Source organism: Clavibacter capsici (assembly GCF_001280205.1).
Lineage (GTDB): Bacteria > Actinomycetota > Actinomycetes > Actinomycetales > Microbacteriaceae > Clavibacter > Clavibacter capsici.
On record NZ_CP012573.1, the window covers coordinates 1,171,870 to 1,190,427 of the forward strand.

Consider the following 18,558-nt stretch of genomic DNA (forward strand, 5'->3'; position numbering starts at 1 on the left):
GCTGTCCCCGACTCTGAGGCACACACGTGACAAGCACATCCGCCCGGCCCGCCAGACGGAGCCGAGCCCCTCTCGCCATCACCGCGGCCATCATCGCCGCCCTCGTGATCGCGTTCTTCATCTTCGCCGGCTTCTACGCCGACGTCCTCTGGTACGACCAGCTGGGCTACCTGGGAGTGCTGCTCACGCAGTGGGGCGCCGGCATCGCGCTGTTCCTCGTCGGGTTCCTCGCCATGGCGATCCCGGTCTTCGTCAGCATCCAGGTCGCGTACCGCTCGCGGCCCGTGTACGCGAAGCTCAACTCGCAGCTCGACCGCTACCAGCAGGTCATCGAGCCGCTCCGACGGCTCGCCATGTTCGCGATCCCCGCGGTCTTCGGCCTCTTCGCCGGCGTCTCGGCCTCCAGCGGCTGGCAGCGCACGCTGCTGTGGCTCAACCGCACGCCCGCCGGCACCACGGATCCGCAGTTCGGGCTCGACGTGTCCTTCTACATGTTCGAGCTGCCCTTCTACCACGCGGTCGTCGGCTTCGCCTCGGCCGTCGTCATCATCTCGATGCTCGGCGTGCTCGCCACCAGCTACCTCTACGGCGCGGTGCGCTTCACGGGTCGCGAGGTGCGCATCTCGAAGAGCTCGCGCATCCAGATCGCGGTCACGGCGGCGGTCTACTTCCTGCTCCAGGGCGTCAGCATCTGGCTCGACCAGTACTCGTCCGTGGTCAACACGGCCAACGGCGGCCTGTTCACCGGCGCCGCGTACTCCGACGTGAACGCGGTGATCCCCGGCCGGTCGATCCTCGCGGGCATCGCCGCGGTCGTGGCGCTGTTCTTCATCGTCACGGCGGTCATCGGCCGCTGGCGCCTGCCGATCATCGGCACCGCCGGCCTCATCGTCGCCAGCATCCTCGTCGGCACCGCCTACCCGGCCGTGATGCAGCGCTTCCAGGTGGAGCCGAACGAGCGCGCGCTCGAGTCGCAGTACTACGCGCGCAACATCGAGGCGACCCGCGAGGCCTACGGCCTGGCGGACATCGAGGAGATCCCCTACGACGCGACGACGGACACCACGCCGGGCGCGCTCCGCGAGGACGCCGCCACCACGGCCAACATCCGCATCCTCGACCCGGCGGTCGTGGGCGACGCGTTCAGCCAGCTGCAGCAGTTCCGGCAGTACTACCAGTTCGGCGACAACCTCGACGTCGACCGGTACCAGATCGACGGCCGCGTGCAGGACACGGTGGTCGCGGTCCGCGAGCTGAGCCCCGCCAACACGGGCACCTCGTGGGTCAACCAGCACCTCGTCTACACGCACGGCTACTCGCTCGTCGCGGCCTACGGCACGCAGCGCACCTCCGACGGGCAGCCCGTGTTCCTGGAGTCCGGCATCCCGGCCTCGGGCGACCTCGGCGACTTCGAGCCGCGCGTGTACTTCGGCGAGAACTCGCCCGACTACTCGATCGTCGGCGGCCCCGAGTCCGGCGACAAGGTCGAGCTCGACTACCCGTCGGGCACCGACGGCGCCGACGAGACGTACACGACGTTCCAGGGCGACGGCGGGCCGAAGGTCGACAACGTCTTCAAGCGGCTCATCTACGCGCTGAAGTTCCAGTCGGAGCAGATCTTCCTGGCCAACCAGATCAACGACCAGTCGCAGATCATCTACGACCGCGACCCGGCGCAGCGCGTCGGCAAGGTTGCGCCGTACCTCACCATCGACAAGGACCCGTACCCCAGCGTGGTCGACGGCCGCGTGGTGTGGATCGTCGACGGCTACACGACGAGCGACCAGTACCCGTACTCGCAGCGCCAGGACATGAGCACGCTCATCGCCGACTCGCAGCAGACGCAGCCGCTCGTGCCGACGGACCGGATCAACTACATCCGCAACTCGGTCAAGGCCACGGTCGACGCGTACGACGGCAAGGTCACGCTCTACGCGTGGGACACCGACGACCCGATCCTCAAGACCTGGCAGAAGGTGTTCCCCTCGACCCTCAAGCCGATCGCGGACATCTCCGGCGAGCTCATGAGCCACCTGCGCTTCCCGGCCGACATGTTCAAGGTGCAGCGGGCCGTCCTCGGCAAGTACCACGTGACGGACCCCGGCTCGATCTACTCGAACCAGGACCTCTGGACCACCCCGAACGACCCGACCGCCACCACGGACCCGGGCACGTCGGCGAAGCTCCAGCCGCCGTACTACCTGACCATGCAGATGCCCGGCCAGGACGCACCGCGGTTCTCGCTGTACTCGACCTTCATCCCGCCTGCCACGCAGGACACCGCGCGGAGCGTGCTCACGGGCTACCTCGGCGTGGACTCCGACGCGGGCAGCACCGCGGGGGAGAAGGCGGCGGACTACGGGAAGCTGCGCCTGCTGACGCTGCCGAACGACGACACCATCCCGGCGCCGACGCAGATCCAGAACAACTTCAACTCGAACACCAACGTGGCGAACCAGCTCAACCTGCTGGAGCGCGGCGGACGCACCTCGGTGGTGCGCGGCAACCTGCTGACCCTCCCGGTCGGCGGCGGCCTGCTGTACGTGCAGCCCGTGTACGTCCGCTCGACGGGCGACACGAGCTACCCGCTGCTGCGCAAGGTGCTCGTGGCGTTCGGCGACAAGATCGCGTTCGAGGACACGCTGGACGCGGCCCTCGACAGCATCTTCGAGGGCGACTCGGGTGCCACGGCGGGTGACGAGGCCGTCGTGGGCACGACGCCGGCCGACCCCGCCGCCGTGGACGGCTCGGGTGACGGGACGACGGACGGCAGCACGGGATCCACCCCGACGCCCGCGCCGAGCGCCTCGCCCGCCGCGCCCGCGCAGGACGTGCAGGCGGCCCTGGCGGCGGCCGGCCAGGCGCTGCAGGAGAGGGAGGCGGCCTACAAGGCCAACGACCTCGTCGCGGCGGCCCAGGCTGACCAGCGTCTCACCGAGGCGCTCAACCGCGCGATCGAGCTGGGGGCCGCCCAGCAGTAGCGACCGGTTCCTCGACGAGGACGGCCCCGGCGGCCCCGCGATGCGGGTGCCGCCGGGGCCGTCCCCATGCGGGGGATCGGGCGCCGTCGCGGGGACGTGGTCATGAGCACCCGTGAGGTCTGGTAATGTATTCCTCGTAGCGCGGGGTGGAGCAGTTCGGTAGCTCGCTGGGCTCATAACCCAGAGGTCGTAGGTTCAAATCCTGCCCCCGCAACGGAACGAAGGCCCGGTCTCATCGAGACCGGGCCTTCTGCTTTGCCCGGGGCGTTCCGGGGTCGGCTAGCGGGCGCCGAGCGCATCCACCGCCGCGAGGATCTCCGGCACCTCGGTGCGCGTCGTGTAGTCGACGTGCACGTCCGCGAAGGTGACGCGGCGGTCGGCGTCCACCACGATCACGGTGGGGAACGGGATGTCGCCCGTGCCGTCGGCGTTGCTGTCGGCGACGTCGAAGCCGAGCTGGGCGTGGGCCGCGCGGGCCTCGGCGGTCGGCTCGGTCACGAGCCCGAGCGCGCGCACGAACGCGTTGGAGGGATCCGACAGCACGGCGAAGTCGAGGCCGCCGCCCGCGACCGCCTGCGCGCTGCCCTCGGGCGTCTGCGGGCTCACGGCGACAAGCGTCGCGCCGCGCTCGCGCAGGGCGGGCAGCAGCTCGGCCTGGTACTGGCGCAGGGTCAGGTTGCAGTACGGGCACCAGGCGCCGCGGTACAGCACGACCACCGCCGGACCCGAGCCGAGCGACGCGTGCAGGTCGACCTCCGCGCCGTCGGGATCCACGAGCGTCGCGGCGGGCAGGGCGTCACCCGCGGAGACCGCGCCGGCCGGCACGCCGCCCTCGCGGAGGGCCTCCTGCTCGGCCGCGAACACGGCCGACAGGTCCGGCCCGATCTGCTCCGCGAAGCCGCGGTCGAACTCGGCGATCTGCGCCTGGATGGTGGTGTCGGTCATGGTGTCTCCTCGGTCCGTCGGGTCGGTGCGCTCACCGTAGGCGGGCGATCCGAGCGGGGCGCGGGAGGGGCGTCACACGGCGTCACGACCGACGCCGAGCGGACAGGCGGGCCATCAGCCGTCAGGCGTCAGCGGCCGCGTCGGCCCGGGAGGAGCGCCTGCGCGAGCGGCACGACGGAGACCACGAGGAGCACGGTGCCGAGCGCCTCGTCGTCGGGACGGAGGAGCACGCCGCCGGCGAGCAGCGCGCCGAAGACGAGGGCGGAGATCGCCCGGCGGAGGGTGCGCTCGAGAGCGCCGACGCGGCGCTCGAGCGTCGGGTCGCTGATGGGGAGTGCCCCCTCGTCGATGCGGGTGAGCAGCGCGTCGAGGCGGCCGGGCAGGCGGGCGATCGTGCCGGCGGTGTCGGACACGCGCGTGCCGAGGTCGCGCACGACGTTGCCGCGCTCCTCGCGGATGAGGCGCTGCGCGTACGGCTCGACGGAGTCCCAGAGGTTGAAGCGGGGATCCAGCGCGCTGCACACGCCCGAGGTGAGCGACATGGCGCGGATGATGAGCAGGAAGTCGTCCGGCAGCTGGAACGGCAGGGTGCGCACCACCTCCTGGAACTCCTCGGCGAACGCGCGGAACTCGCGCGGATCCACCTCGCGGAGCTCGGCGAACCCGAGGCCGCCGAACCGGGCGAACAGGCGCGTCATGGCGAGCTCGAGCTGCGTGGTGTCGGCGGAGGGGAGCAGCACGCCGATGTCCCGCGCCGCGTCCACGAGTCCCTTGCCGTCGCGCGAGGCCGCGGCGATGAGCATCTTGCGGAGGCCGCGCCGGGTGCTCGGCGGCACCTCGCCCATCATCCCGAAGTCGATGAAGGTGAGGGTCCAGCCCTGCTCGACGGAGCCGTCCGTCACGGGCGTGACGAAGACGTTGCCGGGGTGCGGATCCGCGTGGAAGAAGCCGTCCGCGAAGAGCTGGTCGAACATGACGGCGGCGAAGACCGGGGCGACGTCGACCGGGTCGATGCCGGCGGCGAGGAGACCCGCGTGGTCGGTGATCTTGATGGCCGTGACGTCCTGGAGCGTGAGCACGCGTCGGGTGCTGCGCTCCCACACGATCTCCGGCACGGCCACGCGGGCGTCCGCGCGGAACATCTCCTGGAAGCGGGCGGAGCTGCGTGCCTCGTGCAGGTAGTCGATCTCCTCGAGGCTCGTCTCGGCGAACTCCTCGACGAGGGCGGGGGCGTCGACGCGGTCGGACACGAGGCGGACGTGCGTGAGCCAGCCGCCGATGCGGCGGAGCGCGGCGAGGTCGACGCGGACGATGTCGTCGATGCCGGGGCGCTGCACCTTGATGACGGCGCCGGTGAGGCCGGTGTCGGCGGCGTCGACCGGGCCGAGGATCGCGCGGTGCGCCTGGCCGAGCGAGGCGGCGGCGACGGGCGTCTCGTCCACCCAGGCGTAGGCCTCGGCGAGCGGCATGCCGAGCTCGCGCTCGGCCAGGGCGCGGATCTCCGGGAACGGGACCGCGGGCACCTCGTCCTGCAGGTCCTCCAGCTCCGCGGTGATCTCGGGCGGCAGCACGTCGAGGCGCGACGACATGAACTGCCCGACCTTGATCATGAGGCCGCCGAGCTCGACGGCGAGCACGCGGAAGCGCCGGGCGAACCGCTTCATGCGCCGGGTGCGCGTGCGGTCGGCGATGCGCCGGAGGCCGACGCGGGGGAGGAAGAGCTCGTACCACCACGTGACCGCGAGGTTCCAGGCGGCGAAGCGGAGGATGCGGCGGTAGCGGGCGCGCGTCCCCGGGGCGTCGGCCTCGGCATCCGTCCCGGGCACGGCGCCGGCCGTGGCCGCGGTCACTCCCGGGCGAGGATCGCGTAGAGGCGGCGGCGCACCGCGTCGAGCTCGGACGCGGCCTCGGCGACCTGCTCGGCGGTGCCCGAGCGCTGGACCTGCGCGGCCGCCTGCGCCAGCGCGAGCCCGGCCTTCGGGAGCGCGGAGCGGTCGCGGCGGTCGTGCGCGTCGTGGCCGTGCGCGTCGGCGGAGCCGGCCCAGGGCGCGGTGATGCCGTCGCGCGCGATGACGGAGCGGCCCGCCTCGGTGAGCGCCCACACCTTGCGGCCGTCCGTGGTCTCGGCGGCGATGAGGCCCTCGTCGGCGAGGAGCTGGAGCGTCGGGTAGACGGCGCCGGCGTCCGGGGTCCAGGCGCCGTCGGTGCGCTCGGCGATGGCGCGGATGAGGGCGTAGCCGTGCATGGGCTCCTCCGCGAGGAGGGCGAGCACGGCGAGGCGCACGTCGTGCGGACCGTGACCCGGGCGGTGCCCGGACTCGTGGCCCGCCGTGCCGTCGTCGCGCTTCTCGAACCGGGCGCGGAGCGACTCCATCGCCTGCCACACGCCGTCGGCGGCGTCTCCGAATGCGGATCCTGAGGTCGGGTGCGATGCGGCCATGGCGAGCTCCTAGCTGTGGGACGTGCGCGGTGCCTCCGACGATAGGCCGCGCACCTGGCCGCGGACCCGACAGCGGCCCCTTCGTCAGCGACCCGACAGGTCCGCGGCGTGGGGAGGGCCGGACGCGGTCAGCCGACCGCCTGCGCGAAGCCGCGCGACGGGTCGGCCAGGTGGTCGAGGCCGGCGGGCAGCGCGCGCCCCTTCGCGGCCATCGACTGCGCCCACAGGCGTCCCGCGCGGTAGGAGGAGCGCACCAGCGGGCCCGCGAGCACGCCGAGGAACCCGATCCCCTCGGCCTCCGCCTTGATCTCCACGAACTCCTCCGGCCGCACCCAGCGCGCCACGGGCAGGTGCCGCGGCGTCGGCCGGAGGTACTGCGTGACCGTGATGATGTCGCAGCCCGCGTCGTGCAGGTCGCGGAGCGCCTCGGACACCTCCTCGCGCGTCTCGCCCATGCCGAGGATGAGGTTCGACTTCGTGATGAGCCCGGCGTCGCGCGCCCGCGTGATCACGTCGAGCGAGCGCTCGTACCGGAACGCCGGGCGGATCCGCTTGAAGATGCGCGGCACCGTCTCGACGTTGTGCGCGAAGACCTCGGGGCGGGAGGAGAACACCTCGGCGAGGAGGTCCGGGTTCCCGGAGAAGTCGGTCGCGAGGATCTCGACGCCCGTGCCCGGGTTGTCGGCGTGGATCCGCCGCACGGTCTCGGCGTGCAGCCACGCGCCCTCGTCGGGCAGGTCGTCGCGGGCCACACCCGTGACGGTCGCGTACCGGAGGCCCATCCGCCGCACCGAGTCGGCGACGCGGCGCGGCTCGTCGGTGTCGTAGTCGGCGGGCTTGCCGGTGTCGATCTGGCAGAAGTCGCATCTTCGCGTGCACTGGGATCCGCCGATGAGGAAGGTCGCCTCCCGGTCCTCCCAGCACTCGTAGATGTTCGGGCAGGCCGCCTCCTGGCAGACAGTGTGCAGGTCCTCGGTCTTCACGAGCTGCTGGAGGGCCTGGTACTCCGGCCCCATCCGGGCCCTCGTCTTGATCCACTCGGGCTTCCGCTCGATGGGCGTCTCGGCGTTCCGCACCTCGAGGCGGAGCATGCGGCGGCCGTCCGGGGCGGCGGCGCTCATGCGCGGGCCCCGGCGGCGGAAGGGAGGGGAGCGGTGGCGGGCATGGCGGATCCGTTCGGGTCGAGGGCGCGCACGAGGTGCGGGCGGAGGAGGGGGACGACGTCGGCCGGCGTGACGGTGCGGCCGATGACGCGGCTGAGCGTGGTGACGCCGGCGTCGCGGATGCCGCACGGGACGATCCGGTCGTAGGCGTCGAGGGAGTTGCTGCAGTTGAGGGCGAAGCCGTGCATCGTGACGCGCTCGGCGACGCGGACGCCGATGGCGGCGACCTTGTCGTCGCGGGGCGCGCCGTCGGGGGCTGCGCCGCGGATCCAGACGCCGGAGCGGCCGTCGACGCGATGGGCCGCGACGTCGAGGTCCGCGAGGAGGGCGATGAGCGCGTCCTCGAGGCGGCGCACGTGGGCCACGACGTCGAGGGGCTCGGGCAGCCGCACGATGGGGTAGCCGACCAGCTGGCCCGGCCCGTGCCAGGTGATGCGGCCGCCGCGGTCGACGTCGAGAACCGGCGTGCCGTCGCGCGGCCGGTCCGACGGCTCCGTGCGCCTCCCCGCGGTGTAGACCTCGGGGTGCTCGAGGAGGATGACGGTGTCCTGCGCCCGGCCCGCGACGACGTCGGCATGCAGGGCACGCTGACGCTCGAGGGCCTCGATGTACGGCACGGAGTTGGCGCTTAGCCCCGTGACGACGATGTCGACCACGCGGCCAGCATAGGCGCACGGTCGGCGGCGGCCGAGGGCGCGCGCGGGCCCGTCGCGTTGCGGGGGAGGCGCGCGGGGCGGAGGATCGTCCTCGATGACCGACTCCGCCGCACCCGCCGTCCCCGACCGTCCCGTCCGCGCCCCCCGCGCGCAGCACGTCCTCGAGGTGATACGGACGGAGCACCTCAGCCCGCACCTCGTCCGCGTCCACCTCGGCGGCGCGGGGACGCGCGCGCTGCTCGAGCAGGCGGTCCCCGAGCGGCTGGCCGCGACCGACGCCTACGTGAAGCTGATGCTGCCGCAGCCCGGCTCCGGCGTCGCGCCGCCGTTCGACCTGCCCGCCCTGCGTGCCGTCCTGCCGCCCGAGGACCTGCCTGCGGTGCGGACCTACACGCTGCGCCACGCGGATCCGGCCGCGGGCACCGCCGCGATCGACTTCGTGGTGCACGGGGACGAGGGGCTCGCCGGCCCCTGGGCGGCGTCCGCGCGGCCGGGTGACGTGATCGCGGCGAGCGGGCCGGGCGGGCTGTTCCGGCCCACCGCGGATCCGGCGGTCGTGCGCGTGCTGCTCGGCGACGACTCCGCCGTGCCCGCGATCGCCGCGGCGCTCGCCGCGATGCCCGCCGACGCGGCGGGCGTCGCGCTCGTCGAGGTGGCCGGCCCCGCCGACGAGCTCCCGCTCGCGCGCCCCGCGGGGGTGGAGCTGCGCTGGATCCACCGCTCGCGCACGCCCGACGCCGTGCCGGGCGCGCCCCTCGTCGCCGCGGCACGCGCCCTCGCCCGGCCGGACGGCGACGTCGAGGTCTTCGCGCACGGCGAGCGCGGCGCGATGAAGGAGCTGCGCGCGCTCCTCCAGGACGGCTGGGGCATCGACCGCCGCGCGCTCTCGCTCTCCGCGTACTGGGCCCTCGGCCGCGCGGAGGACCGCTTCCAGGCCGAGAAGCGCGAGCCGGTGGGGGCGATCTTCGCGGACTGACGGCGCGGTCCGGCGTCGTCCGGCGGGCTCCGCATCCGCCATGCTGTTCCCTGCGCGTGATGCGGCACGACCGCCCGCGCGGATCCCGTCCCCCCACCCCGGAGACCGCCATGACCGCTTCCGCGTCCGAGCCCCTGCCCACGCCGACCCCCGTCTCACCCGACGAGCCGACCACCGCCGGGATCCCGCACTCGGTCGCGGAGGACGTGCTCGGGATCCTCACCGGCACCTTCGTCGCCTCGTTCGGCCTGTTCCTGCTGCGGGACGCCGGCGCCGTCACGGGCGGCACCGCCGGGCTCGCGCTGCTCGTGAGCTACACGGGCGTGCTGCCGTTCGGGGTGCTGTTCTTCGTGGTCAACGCGCCGTTCTTCGCGCTCGCGGTGTGGAAGAAGGGGTGGCGGTTCACGATCCGCACCGCCATCTCGGTCGCGCTCGTGTCGCTGTTCTCGACGCTCCACCCGGCGATGGTGACGAACCTCGACCTGCAGCCCGTCTACGGCGTGCTCGCGGGGAACCTGCTCGTGGGGATCGGGCTGCTCGTGGTCTTCCGGCACGGATCCAGCCTCGGCGGCTTCAACATCGTCGCGCTCATCGTGCAGGAGCGGTTCGGGTTCCGGGCCGGGTACGCGCAGATGATCCTCGACGTGATCGTGATCCTGCTCGGCCTCACGGTCGTCTCGGTCGTGGGCGTGGTGTGGTCGGCGCTCGGCGCGGTGCTGCTGAACCTGGTGCTCGCGCTCAACCACCGGCCCGGGCGCTACACCGGGATCTGATCCGCGGCGGTCAGCCCCGCGAGGCGCCGCCGCCCGACTCCGCCTCGGTCGCGCGCGACGCATCCGCCGCGAGGCAGGCCGGCTGCCGCAGGTACCCGCGGCTCCGCAGCCCCACCTCGAGCGGCAGCGTCGCGAGCGGCGGGATCGCGGCGACGCCGGCGAGGAGCGCCGGCTTCCAGCCCCAGCGGAGGCGGATCGCGGCGACGGCCGTGACGATCACGTAGAGCACGAACGCGGCGCCGTGCAGCCGGCCGAAGACGTAGACGCCGAGCTCGGTCGTCTCGGTCACGTACTTGAGGAACATGCCGACGAGGAGGCCGGTCCACGTGACCGCCTCGACGATCGCGACCACGGCGAAGAGGCGCCCGAGCCGCGACGGGCGCTCGGAGCGGTCGCGCGTGCCGCGGACGAGCGCCGCGAAGCCGGTGGCGGGGGCGGAGGCGGCGGCCCGCGACCCCGCGGGATCCGCTCCGGGCTCGGGGTGCGGGGCGGCGGCGGGGTGCGGGGCGTTCGTCATGGGGCCTTCCGGGGCGGGGGGATCACGCGGGATCCGACGGGCGGGGCAGGTCGCGCCCAGGGTACGGGGCCGGGTCGGGCAGGAGCTGGGCGCTGGTCGCCGGGCGCTGGTCGCCCGCCGGACGCGGCAGCGGAGCGCTCCGCCGACCGCGTGGACGGCGGGTGTGCATGTCCTGGGAGTCGCGCGAGGACGGGGCCGTGACCGGACACGTGTCATGCACCACATTGCGCGTATGGCAGCATTTCCACATGAGGTGAATCTCACCTCGACGATCTGGGGGGATCAATTGGGGGAGCACCACTCTGCCGTCCGCCGTGCCTCGACACGGGGGACGCGCACCGCATCCGCACGCGCACGGCTCATCGCCGGCATCACCGGGGTCAGCCTCGGGGTGACGCTGCTCGTCGCGGTCGAGCCGACCGCGGCTCCGGCCGAGGCGGCATCGCCGTCCGTCACGGCCGCGTCGTCGGCGCGCGTCGTCGCGCCGACCACGAGCGTCGCGCCGCCGGCCACGTCCGACGGGCGTCCGACGGCCTCGTCGATGATGCGCCTGCTGCGGGTCGCCGCCGCAGGCGCGCCGTTCACGTCGACGCCCGCGCCGGTCATCACGGGCAAGGCCGTCATCGGGCAGCGCCTGCTGGCGACGACCGCGCGCTGGACCCCGGCCGCGACGACCAGCAGGTACGCGTGGCTGGTCGACGGCGTCCCCGTCAGCGGCCAGACCTCGACCGCGTACACCGTGCGCGCCGCCGACGCGGGATCCGTCATCACGGTCGCCGTCACGGGCAGCCGCTCCGGATACGACGCCAGCACGCAGACGAGCGCCCCGACCGCCGCCGTGCCCACGCCCGTGGTCGCCGACTTCAGCGCGGCCCCGACGCCGACCATCGCCGGATCCGCGCAGGTGGGCTTCACGCTCAGCGCCCGCGCCGGCACCTGGACCCCGTGGCCGACCTTCTCCTACGCCTGGACCCGCGACGGCGTGCTCATCGCCGGGCAGACCGGGGCGACCTACCGGGTGACGGAGGCCGACCGCGGTGCGGCGATCGCCGTGCGGATCACCGGCACGAGGACCGGGTACGCGACCACCACCGTGACGAGCGCCGGCATGGCGGTGCCCGGCGCGACGCCGACGCCCACGGTCGCGCCCACGCAGGCGCCGGCGCCCGCGCCCACGACCGCGCCTCAGCCGACGCCGACGGCGGCGCCGAACCCGGAGCCCACGGCGGCCCCGGAGCCCACGCCGGCCCCGGACCCCACGGCGGCCCCGAGCCCACCTCGGCCCCGACGCCCGCGCCCACGACGCCCGCCGCCGTGCCGTTCGCCGCCGCCGCGACGCCCACGATCGCCGGCACCGCGCGGGTCGGCTTCACGCTGTCCGCGCGCGCCGGGGTCTGGACGCCCTGGCCCACGTTCTCCTACGCCTGGCTGCGTGACGGCGTCGTGATCACGGGCCAGACCGGCGCGACCTACCGCGTGCAGGCCGAGGACGCGGGATCCCGCATCGGCGTCGCCGTGACGGGCACCAGGACCGGCTATGCGACGCAGACGAACGCGAGCGCGGAGCTCCAGGTCCCCGCGGCGAGCACGCCGACGCCGACGCCGACCGCGCCCGCGCCGACGCCGACCCCGACGCCCACCGCGCCCGCTCCCACCCCGGAGCCGACGACGCCGCCCGAGGACGCGCCCTACGCGGTCGCCTCCACCCCGACCATCGCCGGCACCGCCCGCGTCGGCTTCACGCTGTCGGCGCGCGCCGGCGTGTGGACGCCGTGGCCGGCCTTCTCCTACGCGTGGACCCGCGACGGCGTGCCGATCCCCGGCCAGACGTCCGTGACGTACCGCGTGCAGGAGGGCGACCAGGGATCCACCATCGCCGTGATCGTCACCGGCACGAAGGCCGGCTACGTCACGCAGTCGATCCCGAGCCAGGGCCTCCTCGTGCCGCTGCCCGAGGCCGAGCCCGAGCCGCCGGCGCCCACGCCCGACCCCGAGCCCGTCCCGGACGTGGCCTTCGAGGCCGTCGGCTCGCCGACCATCACGGGCCTCGGCCGCGTCGACTTCACGCTGAACGCGCGCTCCGGCACGTGGACCCCGTGGCCGTCCTTCTCCTACGCGTGGCTGCGCGACGGCGTCGTGATCCCCGACCAGACCGGCCCCAGCTACCGGGTCGTCGCGGGCGACGTCGGCACGAGCATCTCGGTCGCCGTCACCGGCACGCGGACCGGCTACGTCACGCAGACCGCCACGAGCCCGGCGATCCCGGTCGTCGAGACGCCCGTGACCCCGCCGCCGCCCGCGCCCGCCGTGCCGTTCGAGGCGACGACCGCGCCCGAGATCCAGGGCACGCCCGTCGCGGGGACCGCGCTCCGGGCGGTCACGCCCGCCTGGACGCCCGAGGCCACGGCCTACTCGTACGCCTGGGCCCGCGACGGCGTGACCGTGCTCGGCGCGACCGAGGCGACCTACGTCGTGGGTCGCGCGGACGCCGGATCGCGGATCACCGTGACCGTCACCGGATCCCGCTCGGGCTACCAGGACGCGAGCCGCACCAGCGAGCAGACCGCGCAGGTGGTCGACGCCCTCGACGTGCCGCCCGCGGTGCCCGCGCCGTCGCCCGGCGACGAGCCGTTCGCGGACGCCCCGAGCCCGGTCATCACGGGTGACGCGTCCGTCGGATCCACCCTCACGGCCGAGACGGCCGCGTGGACGCCCGTCGCGACCACGCTCTCCTACGTCTGGAAGCGCAACGGCGTCGTCGTCCCCGGCCGCACGGCCTCGACCTACGTGCCGGCGCCGCGCGACGCCGGATCGCAGCTCACCGTGACCGTCACCGGGCTCGCGGACGGCTCCGCGCCGACGTCCCGCACCTCCGCGGCGCGCGCCATCGCCTCGACGGGGGAGGGCTACGACGTCGTCGTGATCCTCGGCCAGTCGAACGCGCAGGGCGTCGGCACGGGCTGGGACCCGTCGATCGACGTGAGCGTGCCGGGCCTCGACCAGCTCGCCGGCAGCGGCGCCAAGGCGGGGCAGATCGTGCCCGCCAAGGACTCGCTCAGCCACGTGACCACGTGGACGACCTCCGGCGGCGTCCAGGCCGTCGGCCCCGGCATGGAGCTCGGCCGCCACATGCTCGCCGACGCGCGCCCCGGTCGGAAGGTGCTGCTCGTGCCCGCCGCCATGGCATCCACCTCGATGACGGGAGACGGCGCCTACTCCTGGAACCCGTCGGACACCCGCTCGCGCACGAACCTGTTCACCCGGGCGCTCGGGCAGATCGACCGGGCGCTCGCGCAGGATCCCGACAACCGCCTCGTCGCGGTCGTCTGGGCGCAGGGCGAGTCGGACGCCACGCGCACGGACGCGCAGGGGTACCAGACCATGCTGCTCGACCTCGTCGACCGGCTGGACGCGCGCTACGGCACGGTGCCGTTCCTCATCGGCGGCATGGTGCCGGAGTGGCTGAACGTCTCGTCGATGCGACAGGCGATCGACACCGCGCAGCAGGGCATGCCCGCGCTGCGGCCGAACGTGTCCTACATCCCGGGCGCCGCCGGCAGCAACCGCGCGGAGGACCTCATCCACTACACGGCGGCCGGCGCCCGGCTGATGGGCGACCGGTACTTCGCCGCCTACCAGCGGGCGACCGGGGCCGTGCAGCTGCCGGGGTAGCGGCGTCGCCGCGGGCGGCCGGGACGATCCGGCCGTCGGATGCGAGGATCGTCCCGACGCGCCGATCCTCGGCCGCCCACCCGACCCCAGGAGGACCCATGCCCGACCGCGCCCCGCACGTCGTCTTCGTCTGCGCCCGCAACGGCGGGAAGTCCCAGCTCGCCGCCGCCCTCATGCGGCACGACGCGGGGGACGCGGTCTCGGTCGCGTCGGCGGGCACGGACCCCGGCTCGTCGCTCAACGCGCTCGCGGTGGAGTCGCTCGCCGAGCTCGGGATCGACGTGGGCGGCGAGCGCCCGAAGCCGCTCACCGACGACATGGTGCGCGCGGCCGACCTCGTGGTGGTCCTCGGCGCCGAGGCGCACGTGGACGGCGACCAGGGGGTGGCGGTCGAGACGTGGATCACCGACGAGCCGTCCGAGCGCGGCATCGACGGCATGGAGCGGATGCGGCTCGTGCGCGACGACATCCGCGCGCGCGTCGACGAGCTGCGCGGTCGGCTCGGCGGCACCGGGGGAGCGTCGGCCGCGGGCTAGGCGTCCACGCGGGCCAGGCGGTCCGCGCGGCGCGCGACCAGCGCGTCCACGTGCCGCTCGAGCACGCCCAGCGCGCGGGCGCTGCGGGCGGGATCCGGATCCTCCACGAGCAGCTGCAGGGCGAGCCCCGCGAGCAGCGCCTGGAGGTGGTCGGCCTCCGCCTCGGGATCCGCGTCGGGTCGCAGCAGGCCCGCCAGGCGCAGCTGCGCGAGCTGCTCGAGGCACGTCTCGCGCGCGGCGGCGTGCGCGGCGGCGCGCACCTCCCGGAGCCGGGGGTGCGACGCCGCGTCCGCCAGGAGCGCCGCCGTGACCTCGGCCTCGGCCCGTCGCGCGTCGTCGAGGGGGAGGTGCTCGGCGAGGATGCGGACCGCGCGACGCCGGGCGTCCGGATCCTGGCGCCTGCTCCGGATGCGGCCGGCGATGCGCGTCGCGACGAGCGCCGTCGCGTGGGCGACCAGGTCGATCCGGCTGGGGAAGCTGTGCCGCAGCGAGCCGGTGCTGAGGCCGGCCTCGGCGGCGACCGTGCGGACCGAGACGCCGCTCGCGCCGTCGCGGCGGATGACCCGCCACACCGCCTCGGCGAGCTCGTCCTCGCGGCGGGCGTGGTCGATCAGGCGGGGCATGGCGTCACGGTAGCACCGGGATCCGGCGTCCCCGCGGGGGTCCCGGCGAACGCCCGCGGAACGGTAGCGTCGATCGGATGAGCGCCTTCTCGCCGCCCTGCGGCCCGGTCGTCGGCTGGGCGGACGGCGACGTCGTCCGCGCGACCGGCATCCCCTACGCGACCGCCGCCCGCTTCCAGCCGCCCGTCACGCACCCGGACTGGACCGAGCCCCGCGACGCGCGCGACTGGGCGCCCGCCTGTCCGCAGCTGCCCCTTCCGGAGCTCGACGACGTGCTCGGGACCTTCGACCACCTGGCCGTCGACGAGGACTGCCTCCGCGTCTCGGTGACGATGCCGCGCGACGTGCGGCCGGACGACGCGCTCCCGGTGATGGTGTGGATCCACGGCGGCTCCTACGTCTCGGGCGCGGGCGACGTGCCGATCATGGATCCCGCCGCCCTCGTGGCGGAGCAGCGCGTGGTGGTCGTGACGGTCACCTACCGCCTGGGGCTCCTCGGCTACCTGGGCGACGGCGGCGACCGGCCCGCGAACCTCGGCCTCCTCGACCAGCTGGTGGCCCTCCGCTGGGTCGCCCGCAACATCCGCGCGTTCGGCGGCGACCCCGATCGCGTGACCGCGTTCGGCCAGTCGGCGGGCGGCGACGCGGTCGCGCACCTCCTGGCCGTGCCCGAGGCGGCGGGGCTGTTCCGGCGCGCGATCATCCAGAGCGCGCCGCTCGGCATCTCCCGCGGGCGGCGGCGGATGGCGGCGGCGATGGCGCGCGCGTCCCGCGGGCTCACCGCCCGGATGCCCGTGGAGGAGGTGCTCGCCCGGCAGCCCGAGGTCGAGCGCGTCGCGGCGCCGTACGGGCTCATTGGGGCGATGCCCTTCGGCACCCAGTACGGGCACGCGCCGCTGCCGCCCGAGTCCGGGCTCGACGCGGCGTGGGACCGGGCCGCGCCCGGCGTCGACGTGCTCATCGGCAACACGGCGGAGGAGGCGCGGCTGTTCCTGCCGGGGATCCCGTGGCTCGCGCGCCTCACCGGACTGCCCGTCGTCGGCGCGCTCGTGCGGCGGGCTTCGGTCGCGGCGGTCACCGGCATCATCTACGGCGTCCCCGGCCGCCGCTTCGCCCGTCGTCACGCGCGCGCCGGCGGCACCGCGCACCGCTACGTCATCCGCTGGTCGGCGCCCGGCAGCCCGTTCGGCTCCGCCCACACGGTGGACCTGCCGCTGCTCTTCGGCGACGAGGAGGCGTGGCGCGGCGCCGGGCTCCTCGCGGGCGCCGACTGGGACGTGATCCAGCGCGACGCCCGCCGGGTGCGGCAGGTCTGGGGCGACTTCGCGCGCGGGCGGATCCCGACGCGTCAGCTGGTCCCGGGGGTGCTGGAGCTGCGGCGCGTGCGCGGCTAGGCGCCCGCTGCGTCCGGCGCCACCCGCTCGGGGCCGTGCCGTGCCGCTGGTGCGGGTGCCCCCTCGGGCAGGCTGGACGGGTCCGCATCCGGACGCCGCCCGACCCCGAGCCGCCCACCAGGAGCCCCGTGTCCCCGTCGAAGCCGTCCCGCACCGCCCGCGAGCGTCGAGCGACGATGGCCTTGACGGGAGTCCTCATCGCGGTCGTCCTCGTCTTCTCGACGGTGGCCTCGCTGCGCGCCGGCGTCCCGCTGTGGGCGTTCCTGGTGCTCACGGCCGCGGGCATCGTGCTGGCGCTCGTCATCTACGCCGTGAGGAGCGGCGGGATCCGCCTGCTCCTGGCGTTCGGCGTGCTCGCCGCCGCGTTCGCCCTCAACGCCTCGCCGATCGCGGGCGGCTCGATCCCGTTCGTCGCGGGCGCGTTCGTCGGCGCCTTCCTGTCCCGGGACGAGTGGCCGTGGCGTCGGACGCCGGAGGAGCGGCTGCGCGAGCGCCAGCCGCGGTCGCTCGCGAGCATCGGGCCGTGGACGGGATCCGGCATGACGGCGACGCTCGCGGACGTGCCGATCGGACGGCGCGGGGAGACGGAGACCGGCGTGCTGCTCGAGGCCGGCGAGGTGTCGCAGCGGTTCCGCGTCGACGAGCTGCACGGCGTCGCGACCGGTCGCGGTGGCATGGCGGAGTCGGTCGACGCCGACCGGCCTGAGGTGCCCGGCGGCACGGTCTACCTCATCCGCGTCGACACCGCGTCGTCCGACTCCATCATCGGCGAGGTGCTCGTCGGCCTCCCCGGCGACGCGCTCGCGCTCGTGCCCGTCGGCGATCCCATGCCCGGCCCCGCGGCCGTGCTCACGGGATCCGACGCCGCGTCGTTCCGGGCGTGGGCGCTGGCGATCCCGGCGCCCTGAGCCGAGGACGCCTCAGAGCAGCCCGGCGATCGTCCGCGCGACCACGTCCGGATCCGTCACCGGCACCATGTGCGCGCGAGGATCCCGTGCACGAGCCCCCAGGTCAGCCCGCTGCCGCCGAGGCCCGCCTCCAGGACGACGAGGTCGGAGCCGTCGCCCGCGACCATGGTCCGCAGGAGGCGGCCGTCCAGCGTGCTGACCGTCACCTCGCGCCCGAGGGGCCCGGCGGTCACGCCAGCACGGGCCACGGCGGCGGTGTGCGGTCGTCGGTCGCGAGGAGGCCGGCCAGCCAGTCGTCCTCGCGGCCGTCGCGCCCCATCGCGCCGAGGCGGGCGACCCCCTCGAAGCGGAAGCCGCGCGCGCGCGACGGCGGCGGATCCCGTGTTCCCCGCGTACGCGCGCCAGCCGATGCGGGCGAGCCCGAGCCCCGCGGAGGCGTCGAACCCGTGGTCGACGACGGCCGCCGCGGCCTCGCGCATGATCCCGCGACCGCGCGCGTGCGGCGCGAGCCAGTACCCGATCTCCGCCGCGCCGTCCGCGATGCCGTGGAGCCCGACGGTGCCGACGAGCGCGTCGCCCTCGAGCACGGCCCAGGTGAGGCGCTCGCCCGAGGCCCAGCCGTCCGCGCAGGAGTCCGCCACGTAGGAGACCGCGTCCACGCGCGCGTACGGCACGGGGACGGGCACGTAGCGCTGGATCCCCGGGTCCTGGCACGCGGCGTGGATCGCGTCGACGTCGTCCAGCGCGGGCGGCCGGAGGACGAGGTGCGGGGTGCGGAGGGTCACGGGATCCATCGGGCCACGCTACCCGAACGCGGAGTCTCGAATTCCTCGCACGAGGACAACATGAGCACGACGATAAGCGCATACCCGGTCCCCGATGGGACGTCGAAAGAAGACGAGCAGAGCATTGACACCAGATCATGCGAGGAGGAAGCTCTGCCGCATCATCCACATCGCGGGTACATCTACCCG

Annotated in this window: 17 protein-coding genes, 1 tRNA gene and 1 pseudogene; 8 read left to right on the plus strand and 11 right to left on the minus strand. The window is 74.6% G+C overall.

The genetic code is table 11. The annotated features are described in order from the left end of the window. Positions 1–26 precede the first annotated feature (26 nt). Positions 27–2,981, plus strand: a complete 2,955-nt coding sequence (locus AES38_RS05585) for a UPF0182 family membrane protein (RefSeq protein ID WP_174775887.1) — start codon at positions 27–29, stop codon at positions 2,979–2,981. A gap of 140 nt (positions 2,982–3,121) precedes the next feature. After that, positions 3,122–3,195 (plus strand) — tRNA-Met (locus tag AES38_RS05590). 65 nt (positions 3,196–3,260) lie between these two features. Here AES38_RS05590 and AES38_RS05595 read toward each other — a convergent pair. From AES38_RS05595 to lipB, 5 genes are all read right to left on the minus strand, one after another. Continuing rightward, entirely contained in the window at positions 3,261–3,926 is a 666-nt protein-coding gene (locus AES38_RS05595) for a peroxiredoxin-like family protein (RefSeq protein WP_053774142.1), read from the minus strand. A 128-nt stretch (positions 3,927–4,054) separates the two neighbouring features. After that, positions 4,055–5,776 (minus strand): ABC1 kinase family protein, encoded by a 1,722-nt coding sequence (locus tag AES38_RS05600; RefSeq protein ID WP_053774143.1) that lies wholly within the window; start codon positions 5,774–5,776, stop codon positions 4,055–4,057. Beyond that, entirely contained in the window at positions 5,773–6,366 is a 594-nt protein-coding gene (locus tag AES38_RS05605; RefSeq protein WP_053774144.1) for a PadR family transcriptional regulator, read from the minus strand. The genes AES38_RS05600 and AES38_RS05605 overlap by 4 nt, the downstream gene beginning before the upstream one ends. Before the next feature lie 128 nt (positions 6,367–6,494). Then, complete coding sequence (gene lipA / locus AES38_RS05610) at positions 6,495–7,487, minus strand: lipoyl synthase (RefSeq protein ID WP_174775888.1); 993 nt, start codon at positions 7,485–7,487, stop codon at positions 6,495–6,497. After that, on the minus strand, positions 7,484–8,185 hold the full coding sequence (lipB, locus tag AES38_RS05615) for a lipoyl(octanoyl) transferase LipB (protein ID WP_053774145.1): 702 nt from the start codon (positions 8,183–8,185) through the stop codon (positions 7,484–7,486). The genes lipA and lipB overlap by 4 nt, the downstream gene beginning before the upstream one ends. Before the next feature lie 94 nt (positions 8,186–8,279). Between lipB and AES38_RS05620 the strand changes: the two genes are divergently transcribed. Both AES38_RS05620 and AES38_RS05625 read left to right on the plus strand, forming a co-directional pair. Next, on the plus strand, positions 8,280–9,161 hold the full coding sequence (locus tag AES38_RS05620; RefSeq protein WP_053774146.1) for a siderophore-interacting protein: 882 nt from the start codon (positions 8,280–8,282) through the stop codon (positions 9,159–9,161). A 110-nt stretch (positions 9,162–9,271) separates the two neighbouring features. After that, positions 9,272–9,934 (plus strand): YitT family protein, encoded by a 663-nt coding sequence (locus AES38_RS05625; RefSeq protein WP_053774147.1) that lies wholly within the window; start codon positions 9,272–9,274, stop codon positions 9,932–9,934. A gap of 10 nt (positions 9,935–9,944) precedes the next feature. Here AES38_RS05625 and AES38_RS05630 read toward each other — a convergent pair whose 3' ends face one another. The 3 genes from AES38_RS05630 to AES38_RS16265 all read right to left on the minus strand — a co-directional run bounded on the left by AES38_RS05630 (position 9,945) and on the right by AES38_RS16265 (position 11,627). Then, on the minus strand, positions 9,945–10,451 hold the full coding sequence (locus AES38_RS05630) for a DUF3817 domain-containing protein (RefSeq protein ID WP_081001848.1): 507 nt from the start codon (positions 10,449–10,451) through the stop codon (positions 9,945–9,947). A 282-nt stretch (positions 10,452–10,733) separates the two neighbouring features. Then, on the minus strand, positions 10,734–11,366 hold the full coding sequence (locus AES38_RS16260) for a hypothetical protein (RefSeq protein WP_256998876.1): 633 nt from the start codon (positions 11,364–11,366) through the stop codon (positions 10,734–10,736). A 96-nt stretch (positions 11,367–11,462) separates the two neighbouring features. Beyond that, on the minus strand, positions 11,463–11,627 hold the full coding sequence (locus AES38_RS16265; protein ID WP_256998877.1) for a hypothetical protein: 165 nt from the start codon (positions 11,625–11,627) through the stop codon (positions 11,463–11,465). A 138-nt stretch (positions 11,628–11,765) separates the two neighbouring features. Between AES38_RS16265 and AES38_RS05640 the strand changes: the two genes are divergently transcribed. Together AES38_RS05640 and AES38_RS05645 are read left to right on the plus strand one after the other, a co-directional pair. Further along, positions 11,766–14,123 (plus strand): sialate O-acetylesterase, encoded by a 2,358-nt coding sequence (locus AES38_RS05640; protein ID WP_053774149.1) that lies wholly within the window; start codon positions 11,766–11,768, stop codon positions 14,121–14,123. A 98-nt stretch (positions 14,124–14,221) separates the two neighbouring features. Then, a complete protein-coding gene (locus AES38_RS05645; RefSeq protein WP_053774150.1) occupies positions 14,222–14,659 on the plus strand; it encodes an arsenate-mycothiol transferase ArsC in 438 nt (145 codons plus the stop codon). On the opposite strand, the gene AES38_RS05650 is transcribed toward AES38_RS05645, so the two are convergent. After that, positions 14,656–15,282, minus strand: a complete 627-nt coding sequence (locus tag AES38_RS05650; RefSeq protein WP_053774151.1) for a TetR/AcrR family transcriptional regulator — start codon at positions 15,280–15,282, stop codon at positions 14,656–14,658. The two genes, AES38_RS05645 and AES38_RS05650, sit on opposite strands and share 4 nt — an antisense overlap. A gap of 77 nt (positions 15,283–15,359) precedes the next feature. On the opposite strand from AES38_RS05650, the gene AES38_RS05655 reads away from it, so the two are divergent. Together AES38_RS05655 and AES38_RS05660 are read left to right on the plus strand one after the other, a co-directional pair. Next, positions 15,360–16,676, plus strand: a complete 1,317-nt coding sequence (locus AES38_RS05655) for a carboxylesterase family protein (RefSeq protein WP_053774152.1) — start codon at positions 15,360–15,362, stop codon at positions 16,674–16,676. A gap of 176 nt (positions 16,677–16,852) precedes the next feature. After that, a complete protein-coding gene (locus AES38_RS05660) occupies positions 16,853–17,584 on the plus strand; it encodes a hypothetical protein (RefSeq protein WP_053775687.1) in 732 nt (243 codons plus the stop codon). A gap of 56 nt (positions 17,585–17,640) precedes the next feature. Here the strand turns inward: AES38_RS05660 and AES38_RS15810 are convergent, their stop codons facing one another. Beyond that, on the minus strand, positions 17,641–17,817 hold the full coding sequence (locus tag AES38_RS15810) for a hypothetical protein (RefSeq protein WP_157883511.1): 177 nt from the start codon (positions 17,815–17,817) through the stop codon (positions 17,641–17,643). Next, positions 17,814–18,378 (minus strand): annotated as a pseudogene (locus AES38_RS05665) (GNAT family N-acetyltransferase). Before AES38_RS05665 ends, AES38_RS15810 begins: the two are co-directional and overlap by 4 nt. Between the last annotated feature and the right edge of the window lie 180 nt (positions 18,379–18,558).